The following is a 15,640-nucleotide window of genomic DNA, read 5'->3' on the forward strand; positions in this document are numbered from 1 at the left end:
GGTCTCATTCCGAACCCGGAAGCTAAGCTCTCCAGCGCCGATGGTACTGCACTCGAAGGGGTGTGGGAGAGTAGGACGCCGCCGGAATCAACGTGAGTAAGGGGCCCCACCCCGGTGGGGCCCCTTATTTTTTTATCCAGTTCTATTTACCGTGGCGACTCCTGTCCACAGGGGCTCAGGGCCACCATCGGGTGCGCCGACTTCGTTCGTCATACGGGACAATGGTGGTCGCGCCACAGGCGACTGCGTACCCGTACGACGATCACGAGGAGCAAATCCCATGTCCAATCCCCCCTCCGAGGGACGGCCGAGTCGCCGTCCCAGTGGATCGCAGTACTCGGGGGGCGGTGGCGGCGGTGATCGCCGGCCGTTCAACCGTGACGATCGCGGTGGCCGTCCGGCTTCCGGTGGTCGTGACCAGGGTGGCCGTGACGACCGTGGCGGTTCGCGTCCTCCGTTCAACCGTGACGACCGTGGTGGCAACCGTGGCGCGGGCGCCGGTCGGCCGCAGTCCGGTGGGCGTCCCCAGTCCGGCGGTCGTGACGACCGTGGTGGTGCTTCGCGTCCCCCGTTCAACCGTGACGACCGTTCCGGTGGGGCCTCGCGCCCGCCGTACCGTTCGGACCGGCCCGAGCGTTCGGATCGGCCTGCTCGGGACGACCGCGGTGGTTCGCGTCCTTCGTTCGGCAACCGTGACGACCGTGGTGGCAGTCGCCCGTCGTACGGCAATCGTGACGACCGGGGTGGCTCGCGTCCTCCGTTCAACCGTGACGACCGTGGTGCCGGTCGGCCGCAGTCCGGCGGTCGTGACGACCGTGGTGGTGCTTCGCGTCCCCCGTTCAACCGTGACGACCGTTCCGGCGGCGGGTCGCGTCCGCCGTACCGTTCGGATCGGCCCGAGCGTTCCGAGCGGCCCGCTCGGGACGACCGCCCTGGCCGCGACGACCGTGGTGGCTCGCGTCCGCCCTTCCGGGCGGATGCTCCCGAGCGTGACCGCGGTCAGTCGCGTACCTCTTACGGGGCTCGTGGCGACCACGCGATCGCGCGGCCGAGCCGTGACGACCGCGACGGTGGTTCGCGTCCGCCCTACAACCGTGACGACCGTGGTGGCAGTCGCCCGTCGTACGGCAATCGTGACGACCGGGGTGGCTCGCGTCCCTCGTTCAACCGTGACGACCGTCGGCCTCCGGCCGGTCGGGACGATCGGCCGGGGTTCCGTGAGGAGCGTGGCGGGGATCGTCGTCCCCCGTTCAACCGGGACGACCGTTCCGGTGGCGGGTCGCGTCCGCCTTACCGTTCGGACCGGCCCGCCCGGGACGACCGCGCTGGGTCGCGTCCGTCGTTCGATCGTGATGATCGTGGCGACCGGGGTGGCGCCGGTGGGCGTCTGCCGTTCCGGTCGGATCGGCCGGAGCGTTCGGACCGGCCGTCTCGGGACGACCGTGGTGGTTCGTCGCGTCCTTCGTTCAACCGGGACGACCGCGGTGGGTCGCGTCCTCCGTTCAACCGGGACGAGCGCGGCGGTGGGGGCGGTTCGCGTCCGCCGTTCCGGTCGGACCGTCCGGAGCGTTCGGACCGGTCAGCTCGGGACGAGCGGGAGTTCGGGGACCGCGACTACAAGGACGGCGCCAGCAGCCGGCCGACCTACAACGGTCAGCCCGGTGCGCGGCAGCCGTTCCACGAGCGTCGTCCGGCGCCGCGTCGGGACGACCGGGGTTCGGGTCGTCCGGCGAGTGGTGGGCGGGACGAGCGCGGTGGGTCGCGTCCTTCGTTCAATCGTGACGACCGTTCCGGCTCGGCGCGTCCCTCGTTCAACCGTGACGACCGTTCCGGTGGCGGTTCGCGTCCGCCGTACCGGTCGGACCGGCCCGAGCGTTCGGACCGGCCTGCTCGGGACGACCGTGGTGCTTCGTCGCGTCCGCCGTTCCGGTCGGATCGGCCGGAGCGTTCGGACCGGCCCGCTCGGGACGACCGTGGTTCGCGGCCGTCGTATGGCGACCGCGGGGATCGTGGTGGGTCGCGTTCCTCGTTCAGCCGGGACGACCGTGGTGGCCGACCCTCCCATGGGGACCGGGACCGCGGGAACAGCCGTCCGTCGTATGGGAATCGGGACGATCGTGGTGGGTCGCGGCCGTCGTTCGATCGTCGGGACGAGCCGGGTTACGTGCCGGTCGAGCGGATGTACATCCCGGAGGACGTGCAGGCCGAGGAGCTCGGTGCGGAGGCGCGCCAGGAGCTGCGCGGGCTGCCCAAGACCCTCGCTGACGAGGTCGCGCGCAACCTGGTGATGATCGGTCGTACGGTCGACGAGGACCCGGAGCTGGCCTACAAGTACGCCAAGGTCGCGCTGCGGCTCGCGTCGCGCGTTGCCGCGGTGCGGGAGGCGGCGGGGATCGCCGCGTACATGGCGGGTGCGTACGCGGAGGCGCTGTCCGAGCTGCGTGCGGCGCGGCGGATGACCGGTTCGAGCGAGCACTGGGCCGTGATGGCCGACTGCGAGCGCGGGCTGGGTCGTCCCGAGCGGGCGTTGCAGATGGCCGGCGCGGACGAGGTCAAGGAGCTGGACAAGGCCGCGCAGATCGAGCTGCGGATCGTCGCCGCCGGCGCGCGTCGCGACCTGGACCAGCTCGACGCGGCCGTGGTCACGCTGCAGGTGCCGGAGCTGAACTCGGCGTCGACGAATCCGTGGGTGGCGCGACTGCGATTCGCGTACGCCGACGCGTTGGCGGCGGTGGGCCGGGACGACGAGGCGCGCGACTGGTTCGGCCGGGCCGCCGAGGCGGACACCACGGGCGAGACGGGTGCGGCCGAGCGGGTCGCCGAACTCGACGGCCTGGACTTCACCGACGCGCTCGACCCGGACGCGGAGGACGACGAGGACGCGCTCGACGGTTTCGTCGATTCCGACGGCTCCGACGACTCCGACGACTTCGACGATGAGGACGAGGACGAGGTTGCCGACGTCGAGGCCGAGGTTGCGGTCGAGGCGGCCGAGGCTGAGGTTGGCGATGCGGCGGACTCGGTCGTGGTTGTGGATGACGAGTCGGCGGCCGAGAAGGACTGATTCGGCGGGGACGTGAGGAGGGCCTGGCACATATGTGTCGGGCCCTCCTTGCGTTTGGGGCGTGGCCGCCGTTGCGCGTTGGTTGGGTTGGGTTGTGTACCCACCCGCTCCACCCGTTGCCTTTGGTGCGGAGGATGGGGTTCAGGGGCACCGGGGTGGCCTGGTCTGGCGCCGCGACCCGGCGTCGGCCGCGTCCCGGTCCCGGTCGCGACCCGGCCCCGGCTCCGACCGCGACCCGGCCCGACCGTGACCCGGCCCGCCTGTGACTCGGCCCCGGCTCCGACCGTGACCCGGCCTGCGCGTGACCCGGCCCCGGTCTCGACCCGGCTCCGGCTGCTCCCGCTCTCGACTGTGACCCGGCCCGATTCGGCCCCGGCTCCGCCTACCTGTGGCCGGGGTCGGCCGTGCCCTGCCCTGTGATGCGGGCCGGCCGCGGCTCGGTGTCGGCTGGGAGTCGGTGTCGATCCCGGTGCTACTCGTCCAGGTCCAGGGTTCGTAGTACCAGGCCGGTGGCCGGTTTCGGGCCGAATGATGTCGACTTGCGGGGCATGCGTACGTCTTGTTCTGCCAGTGTCCTGACCACCCGCTCGTCGGTGGGGCGGAGCAGGATCGCTGTGCCGCCGGTGTGGTTGGCCTGGCGTACGGCGGCGGTGGCGTCGTGGACGTAGGTGATGTTGTCCCAGTTGTCGGGGACGTGCCAGACGTGGTCGAGCAGGGCCGCGTGCAGCACGGTGGCGTCCAGGCAGCGCCACGTGTGCGGGCGGTCGGCGCGGATCGCGATGTCGAGCAGGTCCGGGTCGGGGCCGGTGAGCAGGTGGAAGCGGCGGTCGCCGGCGAGCAGGAAGGCCGGGCCGGTGGCCTGGTCCAGTGCCCACAGGGCGGCGGGCAGGGTGCCGTCGAGGGGGCGGGCCAGGAACGCGCCGGCGCCCGCGTCGCCGTAGGTGGCCAGGGCGTTCAGCGCGTCGGCCGGGCGCAGTTTGGGCAGGACGCGGTGGATCGCGCCGACCCGCAGCGGGTGCCGGACGGTGTCCACGAGCAGCACCAGGCCGCGATCCCAGGGGCCGTCGCCGCGGCCGTCCGCGTGCGCGCGGTCGCGCATCCTGGCGTAGGCCGCCCAGCGGTGGTGGCCGTCGGCGATCAGCGCTTTGCGATGCGCGAGGTCCTCGCGGATCGCGGCGAGCGCGTGTCGATCGGTCACCCCCCACAGTCGGTGTCGTATGCCGTCCGGCGTGCGCAGGCCGACCAGGGGCGACTGGTGGGTGGTCTGTTCCACGATGTCCGAGGCGCGCCCGCCGCCGGTGTACACCAGCAGGATCGGCTCGGGGTTGGCCGACAACTCGATCATCAGCGCGGCCCGGTCCGCCACCGGGCCGGCCATCACGTCCTCGTGCGGCAGGACCGCGGAGTCGAGCGAGAGGGCGCCGATCAGACCGCGTTGGATGGAGTTGTGGTCGCGCTGTTCGTATACGTACAGCGTGGGCAGCGGGTCCGGGCGCAACACGCCCTCGGCCAGCCAGGTGCGCAATGTGGTGCCCGCCTGTTCCGCGCTGCGCGGGAGGACCAGGCGCACGATGTTGTGCGGATCGGCGTCCTCCAGCGCGGGTACGCCGCCGGGCTCGACCACGTCGTACGGCGGAGAGGTCACCGAGGCGACGTCCCCGACGTGTTCCGGGTCGTAGCGAAGCCCGCGGAAAGGGGCCAGATCGAGCCCGTTCGGCACTGCGTGGTCCATGGCCGAATGTTACGGGCCCGAGCCCGGGCAAGATCAGGACATCCGATGTCACCGGCCGCCGGATTTCGCCGGCCGGCGGATGGTCGAGTTGCGGGAGGGCATCATGGCGATGGCTCAGGGAGCCGGCGGGGTGAACGGTGTGCCCACGGGAGACGTGTACGACTGGTATCGGCGTGGCACGCAGTTGCTCGCGTCGGGTAATCCGGCCGCCGCCGCGCAGTTGCTGGCGCGGGCCGCGGACGCGGCGCCGGAGTCGCGCAGTGTGCGGGAGGCGCTGGCGCGGGCCTGGTTCGACTCGGGCAGACACGACGAGGCGCTGCGGCACTTTCGCGCGGTGGCCGAGTCGGATCCGGCGGACGACTACGCGCAGTTCGGGTGGGGACTGTCCGCGTCGCGGCTCGGCGATTTCGAGACCGCGGTGGAGCACTTGGCGCTCGCGGTGGCGATGCGGCCGGAGACCGAGCACTACCGGACGGCGCTGGTCCAGGCGCGGGCCACGTTGCGCGCGAGGGCCGGTGCGTACGGGACGATCGGCAAGGACGGTGGGGACATGGACGACAGGAGCGACGACGCGTGAGCAAGCAGACCTCGGCAGCGACCTCGGCAACGACTTCGACCTCGGCAACGACTTCGGCATCCGCGACGGAGTCGGCATCGGCATCGGCATCGGCGGTGAACGCTCCGGACGAGGCCGCGGCGGCGGGGGAGTTGGCGCGGGCGTACGACGTCGCGCTGCTCGACCTGGACGGTGTCGTGTACACCGGCGCGCGGGCCGTTCCGCACGCCGTGGAGGTGCTGGCCGAGGCGCGGCGGCGGGGGATGGGGCTGGCGTTCGTCACGAACAACGCGTCCCGGCCGCCCGAGACGGTGGCCGAGCATCTGGTCGAGCTGGGCATCCCGGCGCAGCCCGAGGACGTGGTGACCTCGGCGCAGGCCGCCGCGCGGGTGGTCGCGGAGCGGGTGCCCGAGGGTGCGGCGGTGCTCGTGGTCGGGGGCGCGGGGCTGGAGGTGGCGTTGCGCGAGCACGGGCTGCGGCCGGTGCGGTCGGCGGACGAGGAGCCCGCCGCGGTGGTTCAGGGGTTCGCGTCCGACGTGGGGTGGCAGGCGCTGACCGAGGCGTCGTACGCGGTGGCGCGCGGGGTGTTCTGGGTGGCCTCGAACGCGGACCTGACCATTCCCACCGAGCGCGGCATCGCGCCGGGCAACGGCGCGCTGGTGGGCGTGGTGCGGGCGGCGACGGGGGTCGAGCCGGTGGTCGCGGGCAAGCCCGAGTTGCCGCTGCACCGGGAGACGATCCTGCGTACCGGCGCGCGCCGGCCGCTGGTGGTGGGCGACCGGCTGGACACCGACATCGAGGGTGCGTGCAAGGGGGGCGTGGACAGCCTGTTGGTGCTCACCGGGGTCACCACGCCGGACGCGCTGCTGGCGGCGGGCGAGGGCCGACGGCCGACGTTCGTGGCCGAGGATCTGCGGGCGTTGTTGGCCGCGCCGGTGACGGCTCGGCCGGACGGTGACGCGTGGGTGTGCGGCGGTTGGTCGGCGCGGGTGGTCGACGGCGCGTTGGCGGTCGAGGGCGCGGGTGAGCGGATCGACGGGCTGCGGGCGGCGTGCGCCGCGGCTTGGGCGGTACGCGCGCCGGTGGACACGGCCGGCGTCGCGTCGCGTCAGGGCTGGTAGCGGGCGCGACCCGAGGTGGGCGGGCCGGGTCAGAGCAGTTTGCGCAGGACCAGCAGGTCCTTGAACGAGGCGTCCAGCTTGACCCGGCCCTTGGCCCACGCGGCACCGAAATTGAGCTCGCCGGCGACCAGCGCGATCAGGTCGTCGCCGGTCAGGCTCAGCCGGATCTGTGCCTTGTCGGTGCGCGGCTCGGTGTCGATGTCGTGCAGCGCGCCGTCGCGCAGGCGGCCGGAGAAGGTGACGTCGAGATCGGTGACGCGGCAACTGAGGCTGCGGTCGAGCTGGGTGGCCTTGCGGGTTTCACCCTCCGCTCGGCCCATCTTGGCGGACAGTTCCTCGAGGGCCTTGCGGCACTCTTCGACGGTGGCCATGCGAAGGCGTTCCTTCCGTGGGATCCGGTTGGCGACCGTACCCCACCGGGGGTCGGCCGATGCGGGGCCGGGTCGCCGGGTGCGGTCGGCGCGTCTTCCGTCTTCTCCTCGGTCGTCGTCGGCGGCCGTTCCCGGGTCGGCGCCGTGTCGTTCTCCTTCTTTCCTGCCCTGTCTCCGGCCCCGTCCGTCCTTCTCCGTCGTTCTCGGCGCGGCCCGCATGTCGTTGCTTCCGGTCCCGCGCCGGTCGAGAGGGTAGCGTCGGAGCAGACCGATCATCGCCGTTCGTATCGCCGCACAGGCACGCATACGGCGGCCGGAGCAGGAAGGCAGGCGCCGCTTATGCGAGATGTCGTTCGCAGTTACCTTCAGATCGCCAGTGGCTTGACCGAGATGACCCGGCAGCGTGTCACCGAGGTGGCCAAGGCCCTCGTCGAGCGCAGCGGCCTGGACCTGGAGCAGGTGCCGGATCAGGCCCAGGCGTTGCCGCAGTATGTGCAGCAGGTCGCCGAGGAGCTGTACGAGACGGGCAAGGCGAACCGGGACCTGCTCGTGGGCGTCGTGCGCGGCGAGGTGGACAAGGCGCTGTCCCGGTCGAAGCCGTGGACCAAGGATCTGATCAAGGCGGAGGAGGAGATCGCTCGGCTGAAGAGCCGGGTGACCGACCTGGAGCACCGCCTGGCGCGCGCGTCCACGCCGCGGACGGCCCGTCCGGCGGCGGGTCCGAGCGCGCCGGCCGCGGCCCGCGCCACCGCTTCGCCGACCGCGCCGGTCGCCGAGCCCGCCGCCGCGAAGCCCGCGGCGGCGAAGAAGGCCGCGGCGCGCAAGACGTCCGCGAACGCGCCCGCGTCGGCTCCGGTGGCCGGGCCGCGCAAGCCCGCGCGCAAGACGAACGGCACCGCCGCGACGAAGAAGGCGACGCCGGCCAAGAAGGCCATCCGCAAGCCCGCCGAGCCGGCCGCCGGCGCGGACGAGCAGTCGTGAGCGTGGGCGCGGACGCGGGCGTGGGGCCCGGCGCGGGCGGTGACGGGTCCGGCGTGGTCGGGCTCGTCGCGCCCTCGGGGCCGGCCGCGATCGGGCCGCTCGACGTCGAGCCGCCCGCGCCCACCGGTGATGCGCACGTGGACGCCGTACTCGCCACCCTGAGCCGTGTGGGTGACCTGCCCACCGAGGCGCACGGGTCGGTGTACGAGGATGTGCACCGAGGGCTGCGGGACACCCTGGCGGACCTGGACCGGTAGGTCCCGATCCCGATCCGGGCGAGGGACCCACGCGTGTCGGGCGCGGGAACGGCGGTCCTCGTCGACGACTTCGGCACAACCAAGGAACGGCAGGCACGACCGGTGGCACGACGCAGGCTCGACGCCGAGCTGGTGCGCAGGGGACTCGCTCGCTCCCGGGACCACGCGAGCGAACTGATCGCGGCCGGGCGGGTGACGGTGGGCGGCCAGGCCGCGACCAAGGCGGCCACCCAGGTCGACGCGGGGGCGGCCGTGGTGGTCGCCGCCGACGAGGGCGATCCGGACTACGTCTCGCGCGGCGGACACAAACTCGCGGGCGCGCTGGCCGCGTTCACCCCGCTGGGCCTCACCGTCGAGGGGCGGCGCTGCATCGACGCGGGTGCCTCCACCGGCGGCTTCACCGACGTGCTGTTGCGCGCGGGCGCGGCGCATGTGGTCGCGGTGGACGTGGGGTACGGGCAACTGGCCTGGGTGCTGCGCAGCGACGATCGGGTGACGGTACGGGATCGGACCAACGTGCGTGAGCTGACGCCGGATCAGGTGGGGCCGGCGGCCGATCTGGTGGTGGGTGACCTGTCCTTCATCTCGCTCGGGCTGGTGCTGCCCGCGCTGGTGCGCTGTTCCGCGCCGGACGCGGATCTGGTCATGATGGTCAAGCCGCAGTTCGAGGTCGGGCGCGAGCGGCTCGGCGCGGGCGGGGTGGTGCGCGATCCGGCCCTGCGGGCCGAGGCAGTGCGTACGGTCGCGGAGCAGGCCGCGAAGGCGGGGCTGGGGGTGCTCGGGGTGACCGCGTCGCCACTGCCGGGGCCGTCGGGCAACGTCGAGTACTTCCTGTGGATGCGGGCCGGTGCGCCGGAGCTGGACCCGGCGGACGTCGATCGGGCGGTCGCCGAGGGGCCTCGGTGAGCGGCGCGCACGGTAGCGTCACGGCGTACGGGTACGGCTGCGGTCGGTTCGATGCGGACGAGGGGATACGGGCATGAGCGATCGCACGGTACTGGTGGTGACGCACACCGGCCGACCTGCGGCGTTGCGCAGCGCACGGCTGGTGGTGGAGCGGTTGATCGCGGCGGGCCTGGGCGTACGGGTGCTCGAGAACGAGGCGGACGACCTGGCGCTGCCGGGCGCGGTCGTGGTGTCGGTGGAGCCGGACGCGGCCAAGGGCTGCGAGCTGGCCATCGTGCTCGGCGGCGACGGCACGCTGCTGCGCGGCGCGGAGTTGGTGCGTGAGGCGGCGGTGCCGATGCTCGGGGTCAACCTGGGCCGGGTCGGGTTCCTGGCGGAGGCCGAGCGCGAGGACCTCAACGACGTGGTGGAGCGGGTCGTGGCGCGTGACTACGACGTCGAGGAGCGCATGACGCTCGACGTGGTGGTGCGGGTCAACGGCGAGACCGTGCACACCAACTGGGCGCTGAACGAGGCCGCGATCGAGAAGGCCTCGCGCGAGCGCATGCTGGAACTGGTCGCCGAGGTGGACGGCCGGCCGCTGTCCCGGTGGGGCTGCGACGGGGTGGTGTGCGCGACGCCGACCGGGTCGACCGCGTACGCCTTCTCCGGTGGCGGGCCGATCGTGTGGCCCGAGGTGGAGGCGCTGATCATGGTGCCGATCAGCGCGCACGCGCTGTTCGCGCGCCCGGTGGTGGTCTCGCCGAATTCGGTGCTGGCGCTCGAGCTCGCGCCGGAGACGCCGCCCGGCGCGCTGTGGTGCGACGGCCGGCGCACGGTGCAGTTGCCCGCCGGGGCGCGGGTGGAGGTGCGTCGCGGGACCCAGCCGGTGCGGTTGGCGCGGTTGCATCGGGCGCCGTTCACGGATCGGCTCGTGGCCAAGTTCGCGTTGCCGGTCAAGGGGTGGCGTGGGCGCAAGTGAGCCGCGTCTCCCGGGCCGCTGCCGGGCCGGATCGTCGATACGGCGGTCTGTTCGTGTGTTGAACACACGCCGTTGAACTGCGTTCTTCGCGTGGAGTCCCCACGACCTCGTAGTGTCGTCCCGTGCTCGAAGAGATGCGGATACAGGGTCTGGGTGTCATCGAAGACGCCGTAGTCGAGCTCGCGCCGGGCTTCACCGTGGTCACGGGCGAGACCGGCGCCGGCAAGACGATGGTGGTGACCGGGCTCGGCTTGCTGTTCGGTGGGCGGGCCGATGCCGGGCTGGTGCGCAACGGGACGGGGAAGGCCCTGGTGGAGGGTCGGCTCAGCGTGCCGGCGGACTCGCCGGCGGGGCGTCGGGCGATCGAGGCGGGCGCCGAGCTGGACGACGACGAGCTGCTGCTGGCGCGGACCGTCTCGGCCGAGGGCCGCTCGCGCGCGCATGTGGGCGGGCGGTCCGCGCCGGTCGGGTTGTTGACCGACCTGGCCGACGACCTGATCGCGGTCCACGGTCAGACCGACCAGCAGCGGCTGCTGCGCCCGGCCCGGCAGCGCGGCGCGCTCGACCGGTACGCCGGGGAGGCCGTGTCGGTGCCGTTGAAGGCGTACGGCGGGGTCTATCGGCGGCTGCGCGAGGTGAGCGCGGAACTCGCCGAGATCACCACCCGGGCGCGCGAACGCGCGCAGGAGGCCGACCTGTTGCGGTTCGGCCTGACCGAGATCGAACAGGTCGTGCCGCAGCCGGGCGAGGACGCGGAACTGGCCGCGGAGACGTCGCGGCTGGGCCACGCGGACGCGCTGCGCACCGCGGCGACCACGGCGCACGAGGCGCTGTTGGGCGATCCGGAGACCGGTACGGACGCGGTGGACGCCTCGACCCTGCTGGGCGCCGCGCAGCGGGCGGTGGAGGCGGTACGCGCGCACGACCCGGCGTTGGCGGCGTTGGCGGATCGGCTCGGCGAGGTCGGCTACCTGGTGTCCGATGTGGCAACCGAGCTCGCCTCCTACGCGGCCGGCGTGGACGCGGACCCGGTCCGGCTCGCGGCGGCGGAGGAGCGGCGGGCGGCGCTGTCGGCGCTGACCCGCAAGTACGGCGAGTCGATCGACGAGGTGCTGGCCTGGGCCGAGCGCTCGGCCACGCGGCTGGCCGAGTTGGACGGCGACGACGACCGCACCGAGGAGCTGACCGCCGAACGGGACGCGCTGCGGGCCGAGTTGGCGGCGCTGGCGACCGAGGTGTCGGCGGCCCGGCACGCCGCGGCGGAACGCTTCGCGGCGGCGGTGACCGGCGAGTTGGCCGCGCTGGCGATGCCGTACGCACGGGTCGGGGTGGCCATCTCCGGAGTGGACGACCCGGACGGGCTGCCGGTCGGCGACCGGGTCCTGGCGTACGGCCAGGCGGGTGTCGACGAGGTCGAACTGCAACTGTCCCCGCACCCGGGAGCGCCACCGCGACCGCTGGCCAAGGGGGCCTCCGGTGGTGAGCTCTCCCGGGTGATGCTCGCGGTCGAGGTGGTCTTCGCCGGCGCCGACCCGGTCCCCACGTTCGTCTTCGACGAGGTCGACCAGGGTGTCGGCGGCAAGGCCGCGGTCGAGGTGGGCCGCCGCCTGGCCCGGCTGGCGCGGGTCGCCCAGGTGATCGTGGTGACCCACCTGCCCCAGGTGGCCGCCTTCGCCGACCGCCACCTGGTGGTGGAAAAGTCCAGCGACGGCACGGTCACGCGTTCCGGAGTGGTCACCCTCGACGACCCGGCCCGAGTTCGGGAGCTCTCCCGCATGTTGGCCGGCCTGGAGGACTCCGAACTCGGCCGAGCCCACGCGGAGGAACTCCTGGCCACGGCCGCGGGGGCCAAGCTCGAGGTCACCTGACCCTGGTGGGTGAGGCGGCTCGGGCGGGTTCGCCGCGGTGGCGGGTGGGTTGCGTGGGTGATGATCGCGCTGGTTGCGCCCACCCGGCCCACCCGTCGCGTCGCGGTTGCACCGTTGATTGGCTCGAGTAGTGCGCGCACCCGCTCCGCCTGTTGTGTTCGGTGCGGAGGTCGGGGTTTGGGGGCGGCGAGGGGCTTGGTGCGGCCGGTCGGCCCTGGATGATCCGGCCCGCCCCCGTCCACTTGCCAATTCGAGACATCGCTCCGGGCCGGGTTGTCCGTTCGGGACGCGGGTTGGTCTACTGGGCGCGCGTGACGGGTGTGGTCGCACCCGGTGTACTTCTGCTCCTCCGCACGGTTCGGGTCCAGCCCAGAAACCCAGGAGACAGGTATGTCCAAGCGCGCAAGGATCGCCGCGCTCGCCACCGCCGGCGCGCTCGCCGCCGTGACCACGTTCGCCGGTACCGCCTCCGCGGGCGGCCCGTCGACGTCCCCCTACAACTGCGTGGACACCAGGGGCGGAACGTTCACCGCCAAGGTGACGTACTCCACCGGCGGCGGTGTGCTGAAGGTGAGCATCGCCCGGCCGGTCCCGGTCGGCTTCCCCGGGAACTCGATCAACACCACCGTGCTCTTCAACGGCCCCGGTGGCGGCGTGGTCTACGACGGGACGATCAATCCGCCGTACGCGGCCGGCGCTCCCGTGCTCAACCTCGGCGCGATCCCGAAGATCAGCGGCACCATCTCGCCCGGCCAACCGCTGAACGCCGTGCTCACCGGCACACCGCCGTCGCCGAGCAACTGGAGTCTGCGGGTGCTGTTCCCGTCGTCGTGGCCGAGCTGGTACTGCGTCACCCGTACGCCGCTCAGCCCGCCCTTGACCTACAACTGATCCACCACGAGACCGGGGCGGCGGCACCGAGTCCGCCGCCGCCCCACTCCACCCCCACGAGGCCGCCCGCCGGGTCACCGCGCCGCCTTCGCCGCCTCGCCCGGTAGGCCTCGCCCGGTAGGCCTCGCCCGGTAGGCCTCGCCCGGTACGCCTCGCCCGGTACGCCTCGCCCGGTACGTCCGGTTCGGCACGCCCGATCCCGCCCGCCCTGTCCGACGTGCCGTCAGCCCGTACCGGCCGGGTGTCCGGCGGATCCGTCGGCCCGGATCAACACGGCGCGTCCGGCGTGTCGGTGAGCCCGTAGTAGATCCGAGGCGCGCCGTCCAACCGAAGCTCCACGCGCCCGCGCACCGGCGTCAACCGGCGCTCGCGCCCGATGCAGTCCAGCTCGCGGACCGTCGCCGCCGCGTCGCGCCCGCCGCCGCGATGCCCTCGCCCCCGCCGCCCGGCCGCTGCCGGTGAAGCTCCCGAAGCCGCCGCCACCAGCAGCGTCGTCTTCGTCCGCCACCCGTCCACCCACGGCTCGGGCGCGGCGAACCACCCCGAGTCCGCCGGGTGGTCGGGGTTGAGCACGTACCCGTCCTTGCGGCTCCACAGGATCGAGATCGGGCCGTCGGGCGAGGCGAACAGCAGCCCCCTGAGATCCGGGTCGGCCAGGTCCAACCGGCGGACGAACGTGGCCCGATCCAGCACCCGGGCCGCCGTGGCGTAGGCCAGTGCGGACGGCTTGGCCCCGAGGTCGCGGTGCATCAGCCCGTAGTGGTACTCGGAGTTCACCGGGTCGGCCAGTTGCGGTTTGCCCAGCACACTGTCGTGCAACTGGTACCAGTTCACGCAGCGCACCCCCTCGGCCTTGGCCAGCGCCAGGGTCAGCAGCACGTTCTCCGCGGCGTGCCGGTAGGTGTCGTGCCACCAACTGTTCGGCTTGGTGCACGCGTACGCCTCGGTCAGCCACAGCTCCTTGTCGCCGTACTCGGCGATCACCTCGCGGGCCTTGCGCAGGCCGCCGAGGAAGTTCCAGTACGTGCCGTGGTCGCCCATCGTCCAGTCGGCCGGCGCCGGCGCGTAGTCGGGGGTGAAGTTGCCGCGGCCGGGGTGGAAGGCGAAGCCGTCGATCAGGTTCCAGCCGCCCGCGTCGCGGAAGTTCTTGGTCCAGACGTAGTCCATCCCGGCCAGGCCCGCGTTCATCACCTTGGTCCGTGCCCCGGCCGCGGTCAGTCGGTCCCGTACCGGGTGCAGCCCGTCGCGGACGTAGGCGGACGCGGTCTGGCCGCTCATCCACGGCTTGTTGATCTCGTTGGCCACCTCGAACCAGTCGGCGTTCGCGCCGATCGCCTTGGCGGTGTTGGTGTCCGCCCACGCGGCGACCTGGGCGGTGGTGCCGCCGAGCGGGATGCCGGCCAGTTCGATGTTGTGCGCGAAGCCGGCCGCGTCGAGCGTGGCCGGCGGCAGGCCGGGGCCGCCGTCGTAGGAGATGCGCACCCGATTGATGCCGAGCCGCCGCATCAGGCCCAGCACGGCCGGGGCGTTCGGCTCGAGCAGCCACGGATAGTTGGCGATGCCGAACATGCTGTCGGCGCCCGCCTGGTAGGTGAACGAGGGCAGCACCGAGAGGTTGGTCCGGGCGAACGCCTCTTCCGTTCCGGAGGTCGCGCTGACCTCGGTGAACACGATGCCGTGCGGCGGCGAGGTGACGGTGAACGTCCGCGCCCAGGTGGCGCCCGCCGCGACGGTGTCGGTGACCGCGCCGCTGCCCAGGATCCGGCCGTCGAAGTCGCGCGCCCACCAGGACAGTCGCACCGCCTTGTCGGTGGTGCCGCCGTTGGCGACCTCCGCGTGCAGCGGCATCGGCACACCGCCCTGATCCCACAGCGAGAACGGCTGGTCGGTCCACACCTCGACACCGAGCGGCCGGGCCGATCCGGTGGTGCCGGCAGCGGCGGGTCGCATCGTGCCGAGCACCAGGTCGGCCTCGGTCACCGCGCCGCCGCCGCTCGCGGTGCCGGGCGCGTGGATCCAGGTGGCGTTGGTCCAGGCCGGGGTGGTGCCGGCGAGCCGGAAGTACGCCTTCGTGTCGGCCCAGGTCTCCTGGTAGACCACGCCGGCGTTGGTCTCGTACGGGATGCCGCCGCCCGCGTCCCGGTTCCACGTGGTCAGCGCGACGAAGGCCTCCGGTGCGGTGGGCGAGAGTACGGTGCGCCCGAACATGAAGCCGGCCGGGGTCAGTGTGGTCGAGCCGCCCACCTCCCAGCGCAGGTGCGCCCGGTGCGCGGTGACGTCGAAAACGCCCCGGACGGTGATCCCGTTCGCGGCGGCGGGCAGCGTGTACTCGACCCGGATCGCGGGTCTGCCGTCGGCGAGCGTGATCAACGACGGTGTGCCGCCGGTGCTCCGCTGGATGCCGACGACGGAGTCCTTGGCCATGAATCCGGTCAGGCGGACCCGTTCGACACCGCCGCCGTCGCGGACCGAGACGTGGCCGTCGGCGCCGGCGGTGAGGCTGATGCCCGGCGCGGACACGGTCACCGGGGCCGCCTGCTCGGCCGCGAACGCGGTTCCCGGCAGCACCGTGCCGGCCACACCGACCGCGACCGCCCCGGCGAGGAAGCCGCGTCGGCGCAGGTCGCCGTCGGCGCTGTGGTGGTCGTCGGGTGCGTGGTGGGTGGACATGAGGATCCCTTTCCCGAGCGACAGGGTTGCCAAGGAGTTGACCTAATGCGGATTAGAGCGAATGTGTACTCCGATCCTCGACACGAGTCAAGGTCGTCGTATGTCTGATTCGCCGGGCCGCGCAACGTGTCGGCAACCCTCTTGACACCCTCTCCTAATGCGAATTAGATACGACCTCATCGCAGCCCGACGCCTCCGCGTCCAAAGCGGCATCCCTGCGGAGCAACGTCCGGCCCGCAGCACCAGGATCCAGGGAGGTACC

General features: G+C 72.8%; 12 protein-coding genes and 1 rRNA gene. 10 read left to right on the top strand and 3 right to left on the bottom strand.

Translation table 11 applies throughout. From position 1 onward, the window contains the following. Positions 1-87: ribosomal RNA gene (gene rrf, locus ACWCPW_RS43295) — 5S ribosomal RNA — on the top strand; the annotation flags it as partial. A gap of 2,092 nt (positions 88-2,179) precedes the next feature. Beyond that, entirely contained in the window at positions 2,180-3,064 is an 885-nt protein-coding gene (locus ACWCPW_RS43300) for a hypothetical protein (RefSeq protein WP_449767166.1), read from the top strand. Between the two features lie 472 nt (positions 3,065-3,536). Here ACWCPW_RS43300 and ACWCPW_RS43305 read toward each other — a convergent pair whose 3' ends face one another. Next, the gene (locus tag ACWCPW_RS43305) at positions 3,537-4,796 is read right to left on the bottom strand and encodes a DUF1015 family protein (protein WP_449767119.1); all 1,260 of its coding nucleotides are present in this window, start codon (positions 4,794-4,796) and stop codon (positions 3,537-3,539) included. 103 nt (positions 4,797-4,899) lie between these two features. On the opposite strand from ACWCPW_RS43305, the gene ACWCPW_RS43310 reads away from it, so the two are divergent. Further along, complete coding sequence (locus tag ACWCPW_RS43310) at positions 4,900-5,373, top strand: tetratricopeptide repeat protein (protein WP_449767120.1); 474 nt, start codon at positions 4,900-4,902, stop codon at positions 5,371-5,373. A 95-nt stretch (positions 5,374-5,468) separates the two neighbouring features. Beyond that, positions 5,469-6,473: an HAD-IIA family hydrolase gene (locus tag ACWCPW_RS43315; protein WP_449767121.1), complete on the top strand. Its 1,005-nt coding sequence runs from the start codon at positions 5,469-5,471 to the stop codon at positions 6,471-6,473. Positions 6,474-6,502: 29 nt separating this feature from the next. Here ACWCPW_RS43315 and ACWCPW_RS43320 read toward each other — a convergent pair whose 3' ends face one another. Next, positions 6,503-6,844: an alkyl sulfatase C-terminal domain-containing protein gene (locus ACWCPW_RS43320; RefSeq protein WP_395873758.1), complete on the bottom strand. Its 342-nt coding sequence runs from the start codon at positions 6,842-6,844 to the stop codon at positions 6,503-6,505. 390 nt (positions 6,845-7,234) lie between these two features. Between ACWCPW_RS43320 and ACWCPW_RS43325 the strand changes: the two genes are divergently transcribed. From ACWCPW_RS43325 to ACWCPW_RS43350, 6 genes are all read left to right on the top strand, one after another. After that, positions 7,235-7,825: a hypothetical protein gene (locus ACWCPW_RS43325; RefSeq protein ID WP_449767122.1), complete on the top strand. Its 591-nt coding sequence runs from the start codon at positions 7,235-7,237 to the stop codon at positions 7,823-7,825. Beyond that, complete coding sequence (locus ACWCPW_RS43330) at positions 7,822-8,082, top strand: hypothetical protein (protein WP_449767123.1); 261 nt, start codon at positions 7,822-7,824, stop codon at positions 8,080-8,082. The genes ACWCPW_RS43325 and ACWCPW_RS43330 overlap by 4 nt, the downstream gene beginning before the upstream one ends. Positions 8,083-8,184: 102 nt before the next feature. Then, on the top strand, positions 8,185-8,988 hold the full coding sequence (locus ACWCPW_RS43335) for a TlyA family RNA methyltransferase (RefSeq protein ID WP_449767167.1): 804 nt from the start codon (positions 8,185-8,187) through the stop codon (positions 8,986-8,988). 73 nt (positions 8,989-9,061) lie between these two features. Continuing rightward, positions 9,062-9,949, top strand: a complete 888-nt coding sequence (locus ACWCPW_RS43340; RefSeq protein ID WP_449767124.1) for an NAD kinase — start codon at positions 9,062-9,064, stop codon at positions 9,947-9,949. A 134-nt stretch (positions 9,950-10,083) separates the two neighbouring features. Further along, positions 10,084-11,817, top strand: coding sequence for a DNA repair protein RecN (gene recN, locus ACWCPW_RS43345; protein WP_449767168.1), 1,734 nt, complete (start codon positions 10,084-10,086; stop codon positions 11,815-11,817). A gap of 390 nt (positions 11,818-12,207) precedes the next feature. After that, positions 12,208-12,708 (top strand): hypothetical protein, encoded by a 501-nt coding sequence (locus tag ACWCPW_RS43350; protein ID WP_449767125.1) that lies wholly within the window; start codon positions 12,208-12,210, stop codon positions 12,706-12,708. A 267-nt stretch (positions 12,709-12,975) separates the two neighbouring features. Here the strand turns inward: ACWCPW_RS43350 and ACWCPW_RS43355 are convergent, their stop codons facing one another. Further along, positions 12,976-15,378: a hypothetical protein gene (locus tag ACWCPW_RS43355; RefSeq protein WP_449767126.1), complete on the bottom strand. Its 2,403-nt coding sequence runs from the start codon at positions 15,376-15,378 to the stop codon at positions 12,976-12,978. Between the last annotated feature and the right edge of the window lie 262 nt (positions 15,379-15,640).

The organism is Embleya sp. NPDC001921 (assembly GCF_053594475.1).

Excerpts from the sequence above, each read along its gene's own strand:
- ACWCPW_RS43300 (WP_449767166.1), top strand. The coding sequence starts at position 2,180 with ATGTACATCCCGGAGGACGTGCAGGCCGAGGAGCTCGGTGCGGAGGCG.
- ACWCPW_RS43305 (WP_449767119.1), bottom strand. The coding sequence starts at position 4,796 with ATGGACCACGCAGTGCCGAACGGGCTCGATCTGGCCCCTTTCCGCGGG.
- ACWCPW_RS43310 (WP_449767120.1), top strand. The coding sequence starts at position 4,900 with ATGGCGATGGCTCAGGGAGCCGGCGGGGTGAACGGTGTGCCCACGGGA.
- ACWCPW_RS43320 (WP_395873758.1), bottom strand. The coding sequence starts at position 6,844 with ATGGCCACCGTCGAAGAGTGCCGCAAGGCCCTCGAGGAACTGTCCGCC.
- ACWCPW_RS43325 (WP_449767122.1), top strand. The coding sequence starts at position 7,235 with ATGACCCGGCAGCGTGTCACCGAGGTGGCCAAGGCCCTCGTCGAGCGC.
- ACWCPW_RS43340 (WP_449767124.1), top strand. The coding sequence starts at position 9,062 with ATGAGCGATCGCACGGTACTGGTGGTGACGCACACCGGCCGACCTGCG.
- recN (WP_449767168.1), top strand. The coding sequence starts at position 10,084 with ATGCGGATACAGGGTCTGGGTGTCATCGAAGACGCCGTAGTCGAGCTC.
- ACWCPW_RS43350 (WP_449767125.1), top strand. The coding sequence starts at position 12,208 with ATGTCCAAGCGCGCAAGGATCGCCGCGCTCGCCACCGCCGGCGCGCTC.
- ACWCPW_RS43355 (WP_449767126.1), bottom strand. The coding sequence starts at position 15,378 with ATGTCCACCCACCACGCACCCGACGACCACCACAGCGCCGACGGCGAC.